A 17839-nucleotide genomic window follows, 5' to 3' on the forward strand; every position below is an offset into this window, starting at 1 on the left:
GGGCCTGCCATTGTTCGGGGTGTAATCTAACCATAGCGCCTGTTCAGGCAACTTGTTGTCTTTCCTGATAGGCTTCAGTTTACGCATGACCGCTTCGGGCGGTGAAACCGGTATTGGTTCCCTATAATGGAGTTCTCATGAGCGATAACCCCTTGGCCCAGATTCTTGAGATGGATGGCGAGGAACGGTACGACTACTTTCTGGATGCCGTCGCCGAGGAGCGCGAAATCTGGATTTTGATCAATGCCGACAATCAGTTTCTGAAAATTGTTTCGGAAGAGGACGGTGTTGGGTATTTGCCAGTTTGGCCGGGTGCTGAGTTCGCGGCGGATTACGCCAAGGATTCCGGCGACCTCTCACCGAAGGCGGTCTCTTTGCCTGACTTCTTCAAGAAGTGGGTGCCAGGTTTAACCCGGGACGGCTTGGAAGTGGGTGTCTTCCCCGGTGGTGAGGGTGAATTATGGATAACCCCGGCGGAAGAACTCAAGCGTGATCTGCAAGAGGTGATGTCGAGCTCGTTCTAGTCTTACATGGGAGGTGGCGGAGGCTTATGGCTGATAAAGAGCTACGTACCAAATCCGATAAACAGGCCATCGACCAGTTTATCCACCAGGTTCGCACGCTGCCCGCGAAGGGGGGTGGCGAGGGGCGCCTGATCTTCGCCCTGGATGCCACCGCCAGCCGGGAAGCAACCTGGGACCAGGCCTGCCATCTTCAGAGCGAGCTGTTCATGGCTACCAAAGATTTGGGAGGCCTGGCCATTCAGTTGTGTTATTACCGTGGCTTTGGTGAGTTCAAGGCGACCGGGTTTGTGAATGAGACCGGCCAGCTGCTGAACCTGATGAACGGCGTGTCTTGCCTGGGTGGCCGCACCCAGATTAGCCGGGTGTTGGCCCATGCGGTGAAGGAAACCCGGGCAAAAGCGGTAAAAGCCGTGGTGTTTATCGGCGATTGTTGCGAGGAGCCGGTGGATGAGCTTTGCCACTCCGCGGGCGAACTGGGCCTGTTGCGAACGCCGGTGTTCATGTTCCACGAGGGGCATGATCCCCACGCCAAGGCGGTGTTCCAGCAGGTGAGCAAGTTGTCTGGCGGCGCTTACGTACCCTTTGACCGAAACAGCCCGCAGGTACTGAAGGATATTATGGCGGCTGTCGCGGTCTATGCTTCCGGGGGAGCAAAAGCCCTGGAGGATTTTTCCAGCCGCAGCTCTGCGGAAGTGAAACGTCTTACTCAGCAAATCCGCTAGCATTTGCTGAGTAGACTGAGAGAACCCGGAGTATCTGAGTGCCACTAACGCTGTTGGTTATTGTGTTAACGGTTGTTGCGTGGGTCTGGCTGCGCAGCCAGCCGGCCAGTCAACGCAAACCGGCGATTATCAAGCTGACGTTGATTGTTGGGATCGGGTTGGTGTTGGTTATGGCTGTTACCGGCCGGCTGCATTTTCTGTTCGCGTTATTGGCGTTTCTTTACCCGCTGTTGCGCAGGGTGTTGCCGTCAATACTGACTGGGAACCTACCGGGCGGTGGCCAGGCGAAAACGGGTAATCAATCCCGGGTCGCCAGCGATATCCTGGAAATGAGCCTGGACCACGATTCCGGAACCATGAGCGGCAAGGTTCTTAAAGGCCCAATGGCCGGGCGAGCGTTGTCGGATCTGAGCGAGAGCGAATTTCTGGAGCTTCTGCAGTACTGTCGTATGGAAGACGAAGACTCTGCCCGCTTGCTGGAAACCTATCTGGACCGCCGTTTTGGTGATTCCTGGCGCGCGGATGATCAGGGCGATACCGCTGGCAGCGAATCCGGCCAGCAGTCACGGGCGGGCGGCCCGCTTACCGAGGCCGAAGCGCTGGATATCCTTGGCCTGGAACCCGGCGCCAGCGAAGAAGAGATTGTTCAGGCCCATCGCCGGATGATGCAGAAAATGCATCCGGACCGTGGCGGTAGTAACTATCTGGCGGCACGAATCAACGAAGCGAAAGAACGGCTCTTGGGTTGACGTGTTCACAGATGGCTTGCGGGTGTTCCTCTTTGGATTTGCTGCTTTAACGGCGTGACTTCCGCTTCTGCCTATATATTCGGCGCCACAAGCATGCTAAAACGTCTCCGCCCAGCGGCTGCAGGCGTTCTCCAGGCTTCCGGGCTCTCTTCCGTTCATCAGGATGTCAGCATGTCAGACAAGTTCTTTTATAAAGGCCGGCAAGATGCTCGCCAGCACCACACCGATTACGGCGGGTTCAAAACCAAGGCCAGTCAGAAAAGCGGCAGCAAGAAATTTCCGCTAACGCTGGTGGTCACCAGTGAGGCACGCAAGCAAGAGATCGAAGCCCAGGTGGCCGAGGTCGGGCTGCACGCCAACATTACCGTAGACAGCCGCGAGGGTACGGTTGAATCCATAGCCGAGCTGACGGTACTTCTGAACAAGGTTGCGACGGTCGTCACCACGAAAACGCCGTCTCGTAACGACCCGTGCAGTTGCGGTAGTGGCTTGAAGTTCAAAAAGTGCTGTGGCTGAAGGTGTGGCGAACAAAGAGAGCAACATTATGATTATTTGTGGCGTTGAACTTACCGCGAGCGACGCAGTGCTGTGCTTGCTGAAACTGGATCGGGGGCTGATCAGCTTGCCGGAATGCAAGGTGCGCAAGCTATCTCTGGTTAAAAACCACACCCGCGAAGACCTGAAACAGTTCCAGGCGGCGTTCGCGGAACTGATGGCAGAGCACGAGGTAACCCGTGTCGCGATCAAGGAACGCATGCCCAAAGGCAAGTTTGCTGGCGGAGCCATCAGCTTCAAACTGGAGGCGACGATACAGCTGATTGCCGACCCGGATCTGGACGTTAGATTGCTCCCTCCTGCGTTGATCAAGTCTACGCTGGCCGCCAACCCGCTGCCCATTCATTTTGAAGCGACCGGTTTGAAAGCCTTCCAGGAAACCGCCTTCACCGCAGCCTATGTTGGATTGATGGCGAAGTAATGGGGCGTTATCCGCAGAACGGCGTTTGGAGCGAGCATGGCGAAGCAACCCACTGAAGCCCAGCAGCGGGCTACGTTGAAGCGGCTGGATAAGTTCAGCCGTTTGATGGACAGCAGCATTGGCATTCCCTTTACCCGCTTCAAGTTTGGCGTCGAAGCCATTATTGGGCTGGTGCCGGTGGTGGGAGACTTCGTAGGCTTGGTGTTGTCGAGTTATGTCCTGATCGAAGCGCATCGGGTTGGCGCAAGCAAAGCCGTGAAGCGACGCATGCGGCGCAATATGATTATCGATTTTTTGGGCGGCCTGTTACCCGTGGTTGGCGACGCCTTTGATGCCATCTACAAAGCCAATACCCGCAACACTGGATTGCTCAGAACGTACCTGGAGCAACAGTTGGCTGTTGAGCCAACACCACCGCCATTCCCCTGGAAGACGCTGATAGGGTTGTCGATTCTGCTCGCGCTGTTTACCGGCGGATTAACGTTGATACTCTGAGACCTGTTTTGCGGCGATAATCGTCCGCTCTTGAGCTATCCTGATTAGTCTCAGGCCAGACACTGCATCGCATTTGATTCTGGCCAATGCCCTGACAATAACAAGACCAGTGAAAGGGAACACCGCTATGGCTCACTACGACTTCATTATTGAAGGTGGCCGCTATTTCGATGGCACCGGCGCTCCGGCTTCCATCCGCACTCTGGCGATCAAGGATGGCCGAGTTGCCAAGGTCACTGATGAGGCCATCGATCATGCTGAGGCTGACCGTGTGATTGATGCCTCGGGCAAATGGGTGACGCCGGGGTTTCTGGATACTCACACCCATTACGATGCTGAGCTGCTGGTTAGCCCCAGCCTGTCGGAATCCGTGCGCCATGGTGTAACCACAGTGCTGGTGGGCAGTTGTTCCCTGAGCATGATCTGCAGTGAGTATGAGGACGCTTCCGACATTTTCACCCGGGTGGAAACCGTGCCCCGGGAGCGGGTGTTGCCGATTCTGAAGGAACACAAAACCTGGTCTACCCCCAAACAATGGGTGGAGCATGTCAAACAGGTGCCGTTGGGGCCAAACGTGATCAGTTTTCTGGGGCACAGTGACCTGCGGGTGGGTGTCATGGGCCTGAGCCGGGCTACCGACCTGGCGATTCAGCCCACCGAAGAAGAAATGCAAACCATGGAACGGTTACTCAAAGAGGCCCTGGATGAAGGCTTCCTGGGGCTCTCCACCATGTGCCTGAAATGGGACAAGGTGGACGGCGACCGGGAGTGGTCCAAGAGTTTGCCCAGCACCTACGCCAAATGGAAAGAGGTGGCGCGCCTGAATAAGCTGGTGCGCCAGTACAACCGGGTGCATCAGGGGGCGCCGAATGCCGCCACGCCGCTACAGATTCTGCAGTACGTGCGCGAATGCCTGGGTTGGTTGCGCCGGCCCCTGAAGACCACGTTGATCAGCCAGATGGATCTTAAAGGCAGTGCCTACCTCACCAACCTGACCCGCCTGACCTCGTTGTTTACCAATGCGTTGCGAGGGGATTTCCGCTGGCAGGTGTTGCCCACACCGTTCACCGTGTATGCCGACGGAATCGATGTGGTGTTTTTTGAAGAGTTTGGCGCCGGCGAAATGGCCCTGGACCTGAAAGACGCGGTTGAGCGCAACGAACTCCTGAAAGACGAAGCGTACCGGCGTAAGTTCCGTAAGTTCTATGGCGAAAAACTGAGCCCAAGGGTGTGGCAGCGAGACTTTGGTGACGCCATGATCATCGACTGCCCGGATCAATCTCTGATCGGCAAGAACTTCGAGGAAGTGGCCAAGGCCCGGGGCGTCCACGTGGTGGACCTGTTCCTGGACCTGGTCGTGGAGTTCGGCAAGAAAATTCGCTGGTATACCACCGTGGGTAACCACCGGAAACAGGTACTCAAGCGGATCGTCAAAGACCCCCGCTCGCTCATTACCTTCAGCGACGCCGGCGCTCATATCCGCAATATGGCGTTCTACAACCTGCCGCTACGCATGTTGAAACTGGTGCATGAATCCGTTGAGGAAGGCGACCCGATCATGACCATGGAGCAGGCCGTTCATCGCCTGACCGGAGACCAGGCCGACTGGTTTGGCATTGACGCGGGCAAAATCCGCGAGGGTGACCGGGCGGATGTGGTGGTGCTGGATCCATCAGGGTTTGACCAGAACCTGGAGCAGGTGCACTGGGGCGACATGGAGAATTTCGACCTTCAACGCCTGGTTAACCGAAACCCCGGAATCGTGAAAACCGTGCTGATCAACGGCAAACTGGCGGTGGATGACGAACAGCTTGCTCCCGCATTGGGGCGGGAGATGGGGTACGGAAGATTTATTGCGGCGAGTTGAACTGGTTTTATCGGCACGTTATCCCGTATCCCGACTCCTGGTATTCGAGCGAGCTTGATTAATTATTGACGATACGGTGCCGGTGTTCAGTGCCGAAAGTTAAGCTCCTTTCGCTCGTTCAGGGCTTTCACCTCGGCACATAATTCCGCGGTGGGCCGCGCCAGTAACCTGAGTATCCCGATGGGCTCGCCAGATTCCAGGCAGTACCCATAGTCACCGTTGGCAATGCGCTTCATCGCCGCATCTATTTTCGGCAACAGGCGGCGCTCCCGGTCGACTATGCGTAGGGCCAGCCGGGATTCCTCCTCATATGAGGCCCGGTCTGCTTCATCGTTCATTTCCGGAGGGCTGGCCAGCTGTTGCTTTGCCGCTTCAATGTTGTCCATGGTTTCCTGGCGCAGGTCTTCGAGCAACTGTCGGAAGAACGCCAGCTGCGCCTCGTTCATGTACTCGTCGGCGGGCGCCTTTAACAACTCATCTTTTGTCAGTGTCATCTGATGTTAGTCCCAGGCCGGAAACGGATCGTTCAGCGTTTTCCAGAAAGACTTTCCGGCCAGCAGCTGCTCTTCATCCAGCAGGCAATCGTCCAGTTGGCGGGTGATGCTGTCCTGGTCGAGATTCTGGCCAATAAAAACCAGCTCCTGGCGCATATCACCGAATGGCTCTACCCAGCTTTCCATAATTGCCTGGCGATACTCCGGGTCTTCGGGCCAGTTTTTTTCCGGTACTGCTTTCCAGAACATTCCGGCAAACCCATGCCGGGCAACGCCGCCCGCCTGGCTCCAGTTGCCGGCAAACTCCGGGCGGGTGGCGAGCCAGAAATAACCTTTTGAGCGAATCAGTTTTCCACTGGATACGCCCTGGTGCAGGAAATCATAGAACTTTGCCGGGTGGAACGGGCGGCGGGCCCGGTAAACGAAGCTGGAAATGCCGTATTCCTCGGTTTCCGGAATATGCTCACCGCGCATTTCTTTCAGCCAGCCGGGCGCCTGCTGGGCGCGTTCAAAGCTGAAGCGATTGGTATTAAGCACTTTATCCAGCGGCACGGCGCCTTGTTTGATGGGAAGGATCTCTGCCTCAGAATTCAGGCTGCGCAGCACGCCTGTTAGCCTGGCCAGATCGTCAGGGGAGATCAGATCGGTTTTGCTGATCAGCAGAATGTCGCTGAACTCCACCTGGTCTACCAGCAGGTCCGCCACGCTGCGTTCATCTTCTTCGCCAAGACTTTCTCCGGTTTCCTGTAACGATTGTGCTTCGTCATAGTCTTTCAGAAAATTAACCGCATCCACCACAGTCACCATGGTGTCGAGCCGCGCGATATCCGACAGGCTGACGCCGTCTTCGTCGGCGAAGGTGAAGGTTTCGGCCACGGGCAGCGGCTCTGAAATTCCTGTGGACTCGATTACCAGGCAGTCAAAGCGACCTTCTGCGGCCAGCTTGCGCACTTCGATTAACAGGTCTTCACGCAGTGTGCAGCAAATGCAGCCATTACTCATCTCAACCAGCTTCTCTTCCGAGCGGTTCAGCGTGACTTCCTGTTGTACCTGGGCGGCGTCAATGTTGACTTCACTCATGTCGTTGACGATGACCGCCACTCTCTTGCCGTCGCGATTGTTCAGGATGTGGTTCAGTACCGTGGTTTTCCCGGCACCGAGAAAGCCCGATAGAACAGTAACCGGAAGTCGTTTTTCTGTGAGCGGCATTGGTTTTCTCCTGAAAGGGTCGGCGTTTCGGTTCTCGTTAATGTATATGTTATAACATAACATTAACTGCGTCGATATTCAGCGCTTCTCTCCCAGGCTTTCCAGATGGTAACCGCCAAAGCCTGTCGTGTCGGCTAACATGTACAGCCTGTTTGTTCGTGTTCAGCCAATGGCGGTGGGTAGGTTCTGGTTATGGCCAAGAGGTCTTTTGTTCGCACATCTTTGCGTATGGTGGCGATGGCGCTCGGTGTCGTTATCGCACTGCTGTTGCTGGCTATTCTGCTGTTCCGCTTTGTGAACCCTCCCACGTCGGCGTTTATGCTGGCGTATCAATTCGATAACCCGCCCCGGCCGTTACGGCATGAGTGGGTGCCGCTGTCGGATATTTCTCCGTGGATGCCGCTGGCGGTGGTGGCCAGTGAAGATCAACGGTTCCCCTATCATCGTGGCGTGGATGTGGATGCTATCCGTAAGGCTGTGTCGGAGTACAAGGCGGGGGAGGGGCTGCGGGGCGCCAGCACAATCACCCAGCAAACCGCCAAGAACCTGTTTCTCTGGAACGGGCGCAGCTTTGCTCGCAAGGTCATTGAGGCGGGCCTGGCCGTGACCATCGATGGCCTCTGGCCCAAGCAGCGAGTGCTTGAGGTGTATCTGAATATCGCGGAATTCGGCCCGGGTATCTACGGTGTGGAGGCGGCCAGCCAGGCCTACTTCGGCAAGCCGGCACGTTATCTTTCCCAGGCCCAGGCTGCACGCCTGGCCGCTGTTTTACCAAACCCGAAGGTTCTGAGTGTGAACTCTCCGTCGGCCTATGTGCAGGAAAGGGTCGACTGGATTCAACGGCAAATGGCCCAGCTTTCCGGGCTGCGGTATCTTGAGGGGCTGTAATAGCCGGCTGCATCGCAGTCGGCTAATCAGTCCCTGCAATTTTTACCGGTCCAGGTACTGTGACAGGTGGAGTGCAAAGCTACCGTTGCTCTCTGCACTGTAGCCGGCGTAAAGCTTGTTACCATCAATGGCAACGCTGCCGGTGGTAATCTGTACGTTGCGATCTACTTTTGATTCCGCCACGCGGCTGCCATCGCTTTCGTACTTGGCATTGAAGCCACCACCGACGATAAACAGGTCCGATCCTTTCAAGGCCGCATCTTTAATGATCCCGTTGCGCGATGTTTTATTCCAGACGGTCCGGCCGGCACTGTCGAGTTTAACGATACGGTGACCATCAGAGTTGGAAGACGTCAGCAGCAGGTCGCCACGATAGTCCTCAAACACCAGGGCTGGTCCGGGCAAGCCGTAACTCTTGTAAGCCGCGCCGAAGATTCTGGTCCATAGCTTGTCGCCTGCCGGCGTGTAGCGGGTGATGCGAGCACCGCCGTTGTCTGCCAACAGATTGGTGGCCACGATGTCGCCATTCATGGTGAAGATGACTTCGCCGGCCGGGTACTCACCAGTTACACCGGTTTGCTGCCAAAGTTTCTCTCCGTTTGCGTTGAACAGGCTGACAGCCTGGCCGCTGGCAATGACGAAATTACCGTTGGCACTGGCGGTTACCGAGTGCGCGGTATGCTCCGGATGCTCGACGCCCAGAAGCGGCGTGCCTTCCAGGTTGAATACCTGAGTGTTGGGCCCGGTTACGTAAAGCTTGTCATTGTTAAGAGCCAACGCGCGCATTTCGCTGCTGTCACTGAGCTTATAGCGCCAGCGTTCGTTGCCATTGGCATCAGCACTGATCAGCCAGGCGCCGGCGGACGACGTATTTTCATCGAGAACCTTGAACTGATTGGCGAGGATGTACACGTTGTCCTGGCCATCAATAACCATGGCAAGAGCGCTGTCGTCACTGCGGTAATCACCGGTGGCCAGATCGAAATCGACCGCCCAGAGCCGTTGGCCGTTATCGGAGTAACGGACAAGCAGAATATCCTGCACTCGATTGGCGAGACCGGTGCGAATGGTTGTGCCAGCAACCATCACATCGCCAAAACTGTTGACCGAAAGATCCTCCAGCCAGGTCAGGCGATCGGGTTCCACGTTGGCTTTGTGGTTATACAGGGCGGTCCACTCGGGCTTGATGGTTGCGGTACAGGCGGCGATCAGAACGAGGGAGAACAGAAGGGTAAGGGTTTTCTTTCTTGCAATAGTGCGCATAGAACAACACTCCGTTGTATCAATAGATGTCCATGGGTTACTGCGCTCACGGAAGCGATGTTGTTCTTGGATTGGCTTGGTAAGCAGGCTTGAGAAGTCTATTGGAGGGAATTAGGTAATACACACTAGGTTGTGCGGCACTGCTGTCGACAGCGCTGGCCAATCCATTAGGGGAGTCGGAAGGGTATTCCTGGCTGAGGCATCTACTATTTCTTCATAAACGTCAGAAAGGCTCCCGCTGCGGTTGCCGCAGCACCACCAATCAGATACCACATGGTTTCATCCGTGAAGCGACCGGTCAGCGCTTCAGTAACCTGATTGCCAACAGCCTGGCTGGACTGGTAGCCAAAGTAGAGCAGGACAACGCCTACCACCAGTAACACGACACCGATCAGTTTTGAGCTTCCCATGGCAGTTTCCTCGCTGTGATTCTCTTGAATTGTTCGTAACGACGGAGTGTCGTCTCGGCCGCGTGTAGGTGTCTTGTGCCACTATACCGGTGCGACGCCGAAGGCCCATTGATGCACCCAAAGCACCATCACAACATACGCGGCAAGACCACCGACCACGGCTATAGCGTCGTTTGCTTTGGTGGCAGGAAGGGTTGCGATAGGCCGCTGTGTTCTGCGTTTCATGGAGATTCGGTCCGCAATCGCCCAGGCAAGGAACGAGCCGAACAGAAGAACATCATGCAGCATGCCGTTGGCCAGAAGGTGGGCCAGTGCCCAGAGTTTGACCGCAACGAGCATCGGGTGGCCGATCTTCGCCTTGATCCGGCCGGGAAAGTAAGTTGCGAGAAGTAGTGGGAAAACGGGGATCAGGAGCAGCAGCGACACGTGCCTTAGCCAGGTGGGCGGCACGTAAAGGACGCTGGGATCAAGCCGGGCAGCGCCGTAACCCCATATGATCAGCAGCAGGCCGGCGAGAGAGGCGAGGGAGTAGAGCCCCTTGAATGCCGCCTCCCCCAGAGACGCATGCAGTCGGTCTCGCAGCGGTTCATTCACGATAGACAATGAGTGAACGCCCAGAAACAGGACCAGTCCCAGTATCAAGGTTGTCATAGGCTCTCCTCTCCTTAGCCTTACGAACGCTTCACCCGCTCTCTGTGAAGCGTCTTATTCCCGACAGACCTGGATAGTATAGTCACCTATGCACGAACTACGAGTTGATAAACCTTTGGCGTCAGCTCGCCACCTTGGTAATGGTACCTTGAGCCACGGCGATCATCCTCTCTTCGCCGCTGTCCGTTGCGACGATCTCGCACTGGCACACAGCCTGGCGCTTGCCAGAGGAGAGTACCCGAGCCTTGGCGATTAATCGTTCCCCAATGGCAGGGCGAAGGTAGTTGATCTTGTATTCGGATGTGACTGAATCTCCCAAAACCGAACCTCCGGCATAGGTCAGCGCATTATCAGCGAGGTAGCTGACCACTCCGCCGTGGACAAAACCGTGCTGTTGCTTGAGCTCTTCTTTCACAATCAGGCTCAGTTCCGCTTTGCCCGGCTCAAATGCTTTCAACTCAGTGCCCAATAGTACGCTGAACGGTTGTTGTGCCAGGATTTGTTTGCCAAATTCGAAAAGCTCGCCCATGGCGGGTTCCTCCTGTGCTGTGTACCGGTTAGCGGGTATGTTTGATGTTCATATCGATCAGGGCATGAAACACCTCCTGGCCAGAGGTATCCGTTACAGAGACAGGCACCCTGACTGTCCCCTCCCCAGACCAGTCGAGGCTGGAGCCATCAGCGGTAGCGGTGAGGTCTGTTTTGGCCTTCTTGAGATATTTGACGGTCATGCCAGAGGGAATCCAGCGTGCCCCCTTGGGAATCGAGGCGTCCGTGAGCAACCCGCCGGCCAGTTCCGCCATGTTGCACATGGCAATCGCATGAACGGTTTTCAGGTGATTGGTGACCTTTCGGCGTTTTTTCATGGTGACCACGCAGCGGCCCGGGGCAAGAGTCTCTACCGTTGGAGAGATACTGGAGAAGTACGGCGCGGTCTGGCAGACCGCACGACTGAACAGGGTTTTGCCCATGGGCAGACGGCTAAGCCGGTTGTAGAGGCTGACAACATTCATAATGCATTCTCCTGCGCTAGAAAAGGGCGGTCAGGAGATAGTGCCAATATTTGGAATTTATTTCTAGAATAATATTCTAGCTTTTTGAAAGAACTCTCCAGGCGGCCTCTGCAAAGAGCATGGCGTGTTCCGACGGCGGCGTTGGTACGCGCCCCGCCAGCCAGGCCCGACAGTAGTTCTCAGCCTGCCCAAGAAGTAGGGAGGCATAGGTTTCCCGTGGCAGGGATCGAATGTCGCCCTGGCTTTGGCCCTCGGCCAGCCAACGGTGAATCACACTGTATTGCTCACGGTTCCTTTGCGTCAGTTCCTCTCGGTAGGGGCCTGCTGCCACACTGGCCCGCGCCAGAAACATGAAGCGAGCAAGCTCCGGTTCGTTGGTAACCCAGTCCATATAACGGGTAACCAGCGCTTCAATAACCTGTCGAGTGGTACCTGCGGCTTCTATCTCTGGCCATACGTTTGCCCTGTGATCGTCCAGGGCCGTGAAAAACAGCGCTGCGGCCAGGCCCTCTTTGTTGTGAAAATGGTGGTACAGGGTGCCAACACTGGCCCCGGAACGCTGGCGGATGATATCAATGGTGGTGGATTCAAGGCCGTGCTCAAGAAAGCAGGTCAGCGCGCAGCGAAGTATATGGCGTTTGTTGGCTTTGCGGGCACCGGGTAAAACACGGTCAAAAGCGTCCAGCGGCATGGGGTTCTCATGTCATGGTATTTAGAAGGTTATTCTAGAGAAATCTTCTGCCGGTTGTCGCGGTTTGTGGAGACGGGTTGACAGAGTGATAAGGTGATGTGGATGCAAACTGCGCCGGGGCGTCCCGACGCAGTTTGCCAGTGAGCGCGGCATCAGTCGCAGGAGCCCGCCTGGAAGAAGCCATCAGAGGTCTCTCTTACCCAGGTGTATACCCCGGAGACGGCGCCCAGAGACTCATCGCCACCAACGGTATAGTATCCACTGGCGTAATAAGCTCTCCCAGCAAGGTCATGATTCAGGTTGGTATCGTTCCAGTTCTGGCAGGTGAACTCACCACCGCCTTCGTCATCACCGCCACCGGTTTCGCTGCAGGCTGCGGGCTCTGTCGCAAACCAGAGGCCGGGGTCACCCTCATGGAGGGTGACGCTGCTCCAGGTATCAAAGGAGCCGCCAATATCGGCATTGTCACCCGTGGTCAGCGCTCTCAAGTCGGATGTTCCCCCGGCATAAGCCCTGCCTGCCGTAATATGGGCACTGGGTGAGGTGGTTGCCTGTGCGCAGGTTTCAGACGGAACGTTCGGGTCTACAACCGTTACGCCCCGTTTTTTCGTGGTGGTGTTATTGTCACTGTCGGTCGCGGTGTAAACGCATTCGTACTGGCCAGCAACTGCGGTATTCACGTCGGAACAGTCGGCGTTGACCACCAGCGAACCGTCTTCAGCATCGTCGGCGGTAGCGCCCGGATCTGTAAATGGTGTGTGGATGTCCACAACCATAGGGTCGTCGCCAATCAGGGTAATAATGGGAGAGCCCTCAGGTTCCGAACCGTCTCGGCTATGGCGGTTGAAAAAGTCCCAGATGATGTCGGGATAGCTCGGGCCAACCCGCACCGACCATTTCCCGTTATTACCGTTCGCCCCTCCAACCCAATAGTGACCGTGATCGGTGTCTTGCAGGTTCGGAGTAGACAGCGGGCCATCCAGGTAGACGGTTTCTACAATCGATCTTGAACCGAGGGTGCCATCCTGTGTATGGCGGGTATGGACGCAGTCGTAGTTGTTCTGGAAATAGGGCGAGCAAGCCGTTGCAGACGCTTGGGTGGTGGCTGGTGTATCAAGGCCTGAGGTGCCAAAAACCTGCAGGTGGGCATCGCGGGTATTATCGGCTGCTGTTTTCAGTACCGTACAATCGTTCTCATTCTGTAGCACAAGCAGTGGAATCGGATAGGTATCATCCAGTTCGCTCTGCATGTCTGAAACAACCCGTGAGACACTGTGAAATGTCGCGCTGCCCGGACACTGTCCGGATAACGAGACAGAGGCAGCATCCTCGCCGTAAGGTAATCCCGCTGCCGGCGCGGCAGCTGCCCAGTATTCATTATGGGTAACGGCGGCCACCGTCGTCATTGCGCCACCTGAGGATAGGCCGGTGATGAAGCGTCGGTTAGGGTCGATGCTGAAACTGGCTTCCACCGCCTTGGCAATCTGGTGCAGGTCTTCCACCTCGCCTGCGCCCTCGTGGCGATGGTGCTCGAACCAGAATCCCCAGCAGTTTTCGTTCCGGAGGCCGTCATAACTGGTGATGAACGGTGCCACCAGGACAAATCCGTACTCATCGGCGGCTTCGGTCAGTCCCCAGTCGTTCAAAACGTCGTTATTGGTCTGCCTGCAGCCATGCAGGGCCATCACCATTGGCGCAGGAGTGGCGAGGTTATCGGGTACGTAAACCTTGTAATCCCGGGCCCGGGATTGGCTGTATCCCTGTTGGGGCAGAGTGTAGGAGTGGGTCTGACCTGCTGCAACAGGAACGCTTTGAATAAGAAGTGCGGCAGAGGCGACAATGGCAGGGAATACCGAGCCGGCCCTCCGTAAGTTGAAGGATAATGGCATAACTGACTGCTCCTTATTGGATTTGTTTTTGGCGCAGAATCTCAAGGAAATATCATGCCACATTTTAACCAGCTGATTTTGATATGAAATTCAGATTTTCAGTGACGGGTGTTGACCGAACTTCCGGACAAGGTGTCTGATTAGCAGGACACTGGGAGCAATGGTGACAAGCCACTTTATTTGCGGTATTCCGCTCAGATTGAGGCGCCTATGGATACGAAGTGGTATCTGGTATTTGCAGACTTGTTACTGGTGTTTCACACCTTGTTGGTTGTGTTCGTCATCTTTGGTCTGGTGGCTACCCTGGTCGGTTACTTTCGCCAGTGGAATTGGGTTCTAAATCTCTGGTTCCGGCTGAGCCATCTTGTGGTTATTGGTATTGTCGTGCTTCAGGCCTGGCTTGGCGTGCTGTGCCCGCTGACGATCTGGGAAATGGAATTGCGTGCAAAGGCCGGGCAGGGTGGTTATGAGGGCTCGTTCATTCAGCACTGGCTGGAAACCATTCTGTACTACAACGCGCCGGACTGGGTTTTTATTCTGGTCTATACCCTGTTTGGGACGTTGGTTGTGGCAAGCTGGTTTCTGGTAAAGCCCCGACGCTGAAAGCAGTATCAGGGGTGCAAGGTAAACCGCTCAGTAACGGTATAAACGGAGCCTCCCGGCCCAGGTTTGCTCTTATAAAGTACGAAGTCTTGAACCGGCATCAATCCAAACAGGGTGCCTTGGTGGCTTTCAAGCAGCGAGGCCACCGAACCCGCCGGATGTCGAAAACGGCTAAGCGTGATATGCGGTTTGAAGCTCGGGTTTTCGAGTGTGAACCCGTTGTCGGTCAACGCGGTTGCCAGATTTTTCTGGAGCTCTCTGAGTTCATTCTCCGGAGATACGCCCGCCCAGAGGATCTTGGGTTTTTCCGGAGAACCGAAACACCCCAGCCCCTGCACATTAAGCTCAAAGGCCGATTGGGTAACTCCCCTCGCCAGATCACGGGCCACGGCCACCTGCTGATCTTCTACCTGGCCAAGGAACGCCAGGGTCAGGTGCAGTTGCCCGCGGCTTTGCCAACGGGCTCCCGCCACTTGTGTTTTGATTTGCAGGAGGCTCGTCTTGATGGCCTCGGGAATCTCAAGCCCGAAAAACAGCCTTGGCATAAGGCGTTCAGTAACAGGAGTTGGGGGAAGTGTCCGGATTAATCTCGCCGGCGACTTCCTCCGGGTCAATGCCGTGACTGACCAGTACCTCCCGGACGAAGTTCACCTGCGCCAGAATGCGGTCGGCGTCGTCGCCGTATTCGTAGCGGTTGATCTCGACCGGCTGGGGCATGAAGGTGAACGCGGTTTTCAGTGCTGTCAGGGTGTCTTCGTCAGTCATCAGTATCCTCCAGAGTGAGGCGGCTCCAATTGGAGCTGCTTTGGTTCATCGCGTTTGTAATCAGTTATATGAGCGGACTTCAGTGTCCTGTTGTTGGCTGCAGCACGTCAACCCGGAATATTTAACTACCCATACATGCAGACGGCGGGAATGGACAATGTCTCACGCGTGCACGGGGCGATATTGGACACAGATCAAGGACATGATCTGTTAGGGTGCCGAGCCTTGGACAGATCAGCTTGCTGGTCATCATTTCTGGAAAGCAAATTAAGGACTTCCTGCTGTGCAAACTCACCATGAAAGTAATTCCGACCGACCCGTTTCTGTTTCACCGCGCAAAGTAAAAGCGGGGCCGCCACTGAACTGGATTTCAGGGTCTATAAAACTGCTCCGTGACAACTGGGGCGTGATTCTGCCGGCATACCTGCTGGTGATTGTTGCGCCAGTGCTGATTCAGCTGGTTTCGTTCGAGCTGATGTTTCGAGGCAGTCTTTTTACGATGGTTCTGATCGTTTCTGCGATCGCGGTTCTGACACTGGTACTGAACGCCGGGATGATCGCCGTTTTTCACTCTGCAGCTGAAGGGCGTCCTCGATTCACCAGTTTGTTTGCTGCGTTTGGGGGGCACAGTATCGTTCACCTTGTGCTTATGTTGCTGATGATGGCTTTGGTCGCCTTGGCTATGGCATTGGTGGGTTACTGGATTGTGGGTACAGCAGATCTTGAGCGTGCGCTTTTCGGCACCGGCTACTACGGTGACGCCATGAGTTTCGGCTTGGGAACCCAAAACTTCATGTTGCGTGCCCTGTTCGTATTCCTCTCGGTGGTGGCGGCTGTGACCCTGTTCGCTGCGCTCTTCTGCTATGTCGTTCCGTTGATCGTGATTGCTCGTGAAGGCGTCTTTGCGGCGATTGGTCACAGTTTTCGGGCGAGTTTCAAGAACCTGTTCGTGCTGATTTTCTTCGCCGTGAATGTGATGGCGCTGAGCCAGCTCTTTTTCTTCCCCCTGTTCACGATCAGTGCGTCAACGGCATCAATGAGTTTCTGGGTAGTGGCGATGATTCTTGCGGCCATAGTTTGGGGGGCAGTGCTTACCGGTGCTTATTACCTCTCGTTCCGGGATGTGCTGCTGGCGGACGAGCCACCCCTTGGTGAGCCGGCTCTGGACACTGCGGTAGCTGCATAGTCGGCGTTTGGTCAGAACAGCCCGATTTGCGGCGTTGAAACGTTCACTGGCAGAGGCTCCAGCTCCGGAAGCTTTTCCCGCAGAAGCTCCGTCCAGAGCGAGGCCAGTGCCACTGCGTGGCCGTTGTCGGGCATATGCATGAAGACATAGGGCTGAGTGCCAGCCGCTACCCAGGCTGCCACTCGCTGCACCCAGGGTGCGAGAAATGCCCGGTTGGTCTCCAGGTCGGGATGCCCTATGTAGCGAATCACCGGCGATGCATCGCTGGGGAGGATGTGCACCGGAACTCGGGGCTTCTTGCGCTGGGCATCGACGGTTGATTCGCAGTCGGGCGTTGCCGAGAACAGCGCCCGGCTATCCAGTACAACCCGGGCGAGCTTGCGGGCCCGCAAGCCTTGATTCAGGGCACGCTCCTCCTCACCCTTGGCAAAGAACGCCGGGTGCCGAACTTCTACGGTCCAGTCCAGAAATTCCGGTGCGGTATCCAGAAAGCGCCAGAGTTGATCCAGCCGCTCCGGGCCGAAGCCTGCTGGTAGTTGCAGCAACATGGGGCCAAGCACATCATTTAGCGGTTCAATCAGCGACAGAAAGGCCTCGAGTTCATCGTCAGCGCCGCTCAGGAAGCGTTCGTGGGTGATGGCTTTAGGCAGTTTGAACAGGAATCGGAAGTTGTCCGGAACCTGCTGCCGCCATAGCTGGCACTGTTCGCGGCTGGGGCTGGCGTAAAAGGTGGTGTTGCCCTCAACGGTGTTGAATACCCGGGCATATCGTGCCAGAGGCGTGCCGGCGGGTGGCAGTTGGCTGTTCCAGTTCGGGTCTTGCCATTGAGGGCAGCCAATAAAGTAGGGCAATGCCATCGCTCTTCCGTTGCTGTGCTGTGGATAAATTGATCACTTAAGGCGGGCGGATGAACCGGTTGATCAAATAACCTACGCATTCCACCAGCCCTTGTGGTTAAAGGGTTTGCACTGCCTATCCTTTCGTTCCTAACAAAGTTATCCACAGATGTTGTGGGTAAAACAGACCGTCAAAGCTGAACTTTTCCCCGGAGCGCCTTGGTTTTGCCCTTTTTCGTTTTACTGTCCACTCGCCGCCGTTGTGACCCCTTGGTAGGCTTGGTTGGGCGCCGGGCCTTCTTTTGTTTTACCGCTTCCTGAATGAGCTCTTTCAGTCGCTCCAGCGCATCCTCCTTGTTCAGTTCAAGAGTTCGGAAAGACTGGGCTTTGATCACGATGATGCCGTCTTTACTGATGCGCTGATCTGATAATGCCATCAGCCGTTCCTTGTAGAAAGGCGGCAAGCTGGAGTTGAGGATGTCGAAGCGGAGGTGAACGGCGGATGCCACCTTGTTGACGTTTTGCCCGCCAGCGCCTTGCGCGCGTATCTGGGTGATCTCAATTTCCCAGTCCGCCAGTTCAACGGCGTTGGAGATTTTCAGCATGGG

General features: G+C 55.9%; 23 protein-coding genes. 10 read left to right on the forward strand and 13 right to left on the reverse strand.

Annotated features, from left to right (window positions below; all coding sequences use genetic code 11):
* Positions 1–137: 137 nt before the first annotated feature.
* The 7 genes from C7H10_RS10770 (at position 138) to C7H10_RS10800 (ending at position 5333) form a co-directional block, all read left to right on the forward strand.
* Positions 138–524, forward strand: coding sequence for a DUF2750 domain-containing protein (locus C7H10_RS10770; protein ID WP_106694874.1), 387 nt, complete (start codon positions 138–140; stop codon positions 522–524).
* 26 nt (positions 525–550) lie between these two features.
* Positions 551–1246 carry a hypothetical protein gene (locus C7H10_RS10775; protein ID WP_106694875.1) on the forward strand — a complete coding sequence of 232 codons (696 nt, stop codon included), beginning with the start codon at positions 551–553 and terminating at the stop codon, positions 1244–1246.
* 38 nt (positions 1247–1284) lie between these two features.
* Entirely contained in the window at positions 1285–1995 is a 711-nt protein-coding gene (locus C7H10_RS10780; protein WP_106694876.1) for a DnaJ domain-containing protein, read from the forward strand.
* Positions 1996–2166: 171 nt separating this feature from the next.
* Positions 2167–2511 (forward strand): PBPRA1643 family SWIM/SEC-C metal-binding motif protein, encoded by a 345-nt coding sequence (locus C7H10_RS10785; RefSeq protein ID WP_106694877.1) that lies wholly within the window; start codon positions 2167–2169, stop codon positions 2509–2511.
* 28 nt (positions 2512–2539) lie between these two features.
* Entirely contained in the window at positions 2540–2971 is a 432-nt protein-coding gene (locus C7H10_RS10790; protein ID WP_058092217.1) for a DUF3010 family protein, read from the forward strand.
* Positions 2972–3007: 36 nt separating this feature from the next.
* Entirely contained in the window at positions 3008–3466 is a 459-nt protein-coding gene (locus C7H10_RS10795; protein ID WP_106694878.1) for a DUF4112 domain-containing protein, read from the forward strand.
* Positions 3467–3593: 127 nt separating this feature from the next.
* Positions 3594–5333, forward strand: coding sequence for an N-acyl-D-amino-acid deacylase family protein (locus tag C7H10_RS10800; RefSeq protein ID WP_106694879.1), 1740 nt, complete (start codon positions 3594–3596; stop codon positions 5331–5333).
* Between the two features lie 86 nt (positions 5334–5419).
* Here C7H10_RS10800 and dksA read toward each other — a convergent pair whose 3' ends face one another.
* Entirely contained in the window at positions 5420–5827 is a 408-nt protein-coding gene (dksA, locus tag C7H10_RS10805; RefSeq protein WP_106694880.1) for an RNA polymerase-binding protein DksA, read from the reverse strand.
* 6 nt (positions 5828–5833) lie between these two features.
* Positions 5834–7036, reverse strand: a complete 1203-nt coding sequence (gene zigA, locus C7H10_RS10810; protein ID WP_106694881.1) for a zinc metallochaperone GTPase ZigA — start codon at positions 7034–7036, stop codon at positions 5834–5836.
* A gap of 192 nt (positions 7037–7228) precedes the next feature.
* Here zigA and mtgA point away from each other — a divergent pair, with 192 nt between their 5' ends.
* Entirely contained in the window at positions 7229–7924 is a 696-nt protein-coding gene (gene mtgA / locus C7H10_RS10815; RefSeq protein ID WP_106694882.1) for a monofunctional biosynthetic peptidoglycan transglycosylase, read from the forward strand.
* Between the two features lie 42 nt (positions 7925–7966).
* On the opposite strand, the gene C7H10_RS10820 is transcribed toward mtgA, so the two are convergent.
* The 7 genes from C7H10_RS10820 to C7H10_RS10850 form a co-directional block, all read right to left on the reverse strand.
* Complete coding sequence (locus C7H10_RS10820; protein ID WP_106694883.1) at positions 7967–9187, reverse strand: outer membrane protein assembly factor BamB family protein; 1221 nt, start codon at positions 9185–9187, stop codon at positions 7967–7969.
* A 206-nt stretch (positions 9188–9393) separates the two neighbouring features.
* On the reverse strand, positions 9394–9597 hold the full coding sequence (locus C7H10_RS10825; protein ID WP_044383955.1) for a DUF3185 family protein: 204 nt from the start codon (positions 9595–9597) through the stop codon (positions 9394–9396).
* Positions 9598–9678: 81 nt separating this feature from the next.
* Positions 9679–10248, reverse strand: a complete 570-nt coding sequence (locus C7H10_RS10830; protein WP_106694884.1) for an NnrU family protein — start codon at positions 10246–10248, stop codon at positions 9679–9681.
* A 121-nt stretch (positions 10249–10369) separates the two neighbouring features.
* Positions 10370–10777 (reverse strand): PaaI family thioesterase, encoded by a 408-nt coding sequence (locus C7H10_RS10835; protein WP_106694885.1) that lies wholly within the window; start codon positions 10775–10777, stop codon positions 10370–10372.
* Positions 10778–10805: 28 nt separating this feature from the next.
* On the reverse strand, positions 10806–11261 hold the full coding sequence (locus C7H10_RS10840) for a hotdog fold domain-containing protein (RefSeq protein WP_208622827.1): 456 nt from the start codon (positions 11259–11261) through the stop codon (positions 10806–10808).
* A 76-nt stretch (positions 11262–11337) separates the two neighbouring features.
* Positions 11338–11952: a TetR/AcrR family transcriptional regulator gene (locus C7H10_RS10845; protein ID WP_061333050.1), complete on the reverse strand. Its 615-nt coding sequence runs from the start codon at positions 11950–11952 to the stop codon at positions 11338–11340.
* Positions 11953–12104: 152 nt separating this feature from the next.
* Positions 12105–13841, reverse strand: a complete 1737-nt coding sequence (locus C7H10_RS10850; RefSeq protein ID WP_106694886.1) for an extracellular catalytic domain type 1 short-chain-length polyhydroxyalkanoate depolymerase — start codon at positions 13839–13841, stop codon at positions 12105–12107.
* Positions 13842–14051: 210 nt separating this feature from the next.
* On the opposite strand from C7H10_RS10850, the gene C7H10_RS10855 reads away from it, so the two are divergent.
* Positions 14052–14444, forward strand: coding sequence for a DUF2784 domain-containing protein (locus C7H10_RS10855; RefSeq protein ID WP_106694887.1), 393 nt, complete (start codon positions 14052–14054; stop codon positions 14442–14444).
* Positions 14445–14452: 8 nt separating this feature from the next.
* Here the strand turns inward: C7H10_RS10855 and thpR are convergent, their stop codons facing one another.
* Both thpR and C7H10_RS10865 read right to left on the reverse strand, forming a co-directional pair.
* Complete coding sequence (gene thpR, locus C7H10_RS10860) at positions 14453–14989, reverse strand: RNA 2',3'-cyclic phosphodiesterase (protein ID WP_106694888.1); 537 nt, start codon at positions 14987–14989, stop codon at positions 14453–14455.
* A 7-nt stretch (positions 14990–14996) separates the two neighbouring features.
* Complete coding sequence (locus C7H10_RS10865; RefSeq protein WP_061333053.1) at positions 14997–15209, reverse strand: hypothetical protein; 213 nt, start codon at positions 15207–15209, stop codon at positions 14997–14999.
* Positions 15210–15492: 283 nt separating this feature from the next.
* Between C7H10_RS10865 and C7H10_RS10870 the strand changes: the two genes are divergently transcribed.
* Positions 15493–16395 (forward strand): hypothetical protein, encoded by a 903-nt coding sequence (locus C7H10_RS10870; RefSeq protein ID WP_106694889.1) that lies wholly within the window; start codon positions 15493–15495, stop codon positions 16393–16395.
* Positions 16396–16406: 11 nt separating this feature from the next.
* On the opposite strand, the gene C7H10_RS10875 is transcribed toward C7H10_RS10870, so the two are convergent.
* Both C7H10_RS10875 and arfB read right to left on the reverse strand, forming a co-directional pair.
* Positions 16407–17252 carry a DUF72 domain-containing protein gene (locus C7H10_RS10875; RefSeq protein ID WP_106694890.1) on the reverse strand — a complete coding sequence of 282 codons (846 nt, stop codon included), beginning with the start codon at positions 17250–17252 and terminating at the stop codon, positions 16407–16409.
* A 170-nt stretch (positions 17253–17422) separates the two neighbouring features.
* Positions 17423–17836, reverse strand: a complete 414-nt coding sequence (gene arfB / locus C7H10_RS10880) for an alternative ribosome rescue aminoacyl-tRNA hydrolase ArfB (protein WP_106694891.1) — start codon at positions 17834–17836, stop codon at positions 17423–17425.
* Positions 17837–17839 lie beyond the last annotated feature (3 nt).

This window comes from Marinobacter shengliensis (assembly GCF_003007715.1).
In the GTDB taxonomy this organism is placed as follows: Bacteria; Pseudomonadota; Gammaproteobacteria; order Pseudomonadales; family Oleiphilaceae; genus Marinobacter; species Marinobacter shengliensis.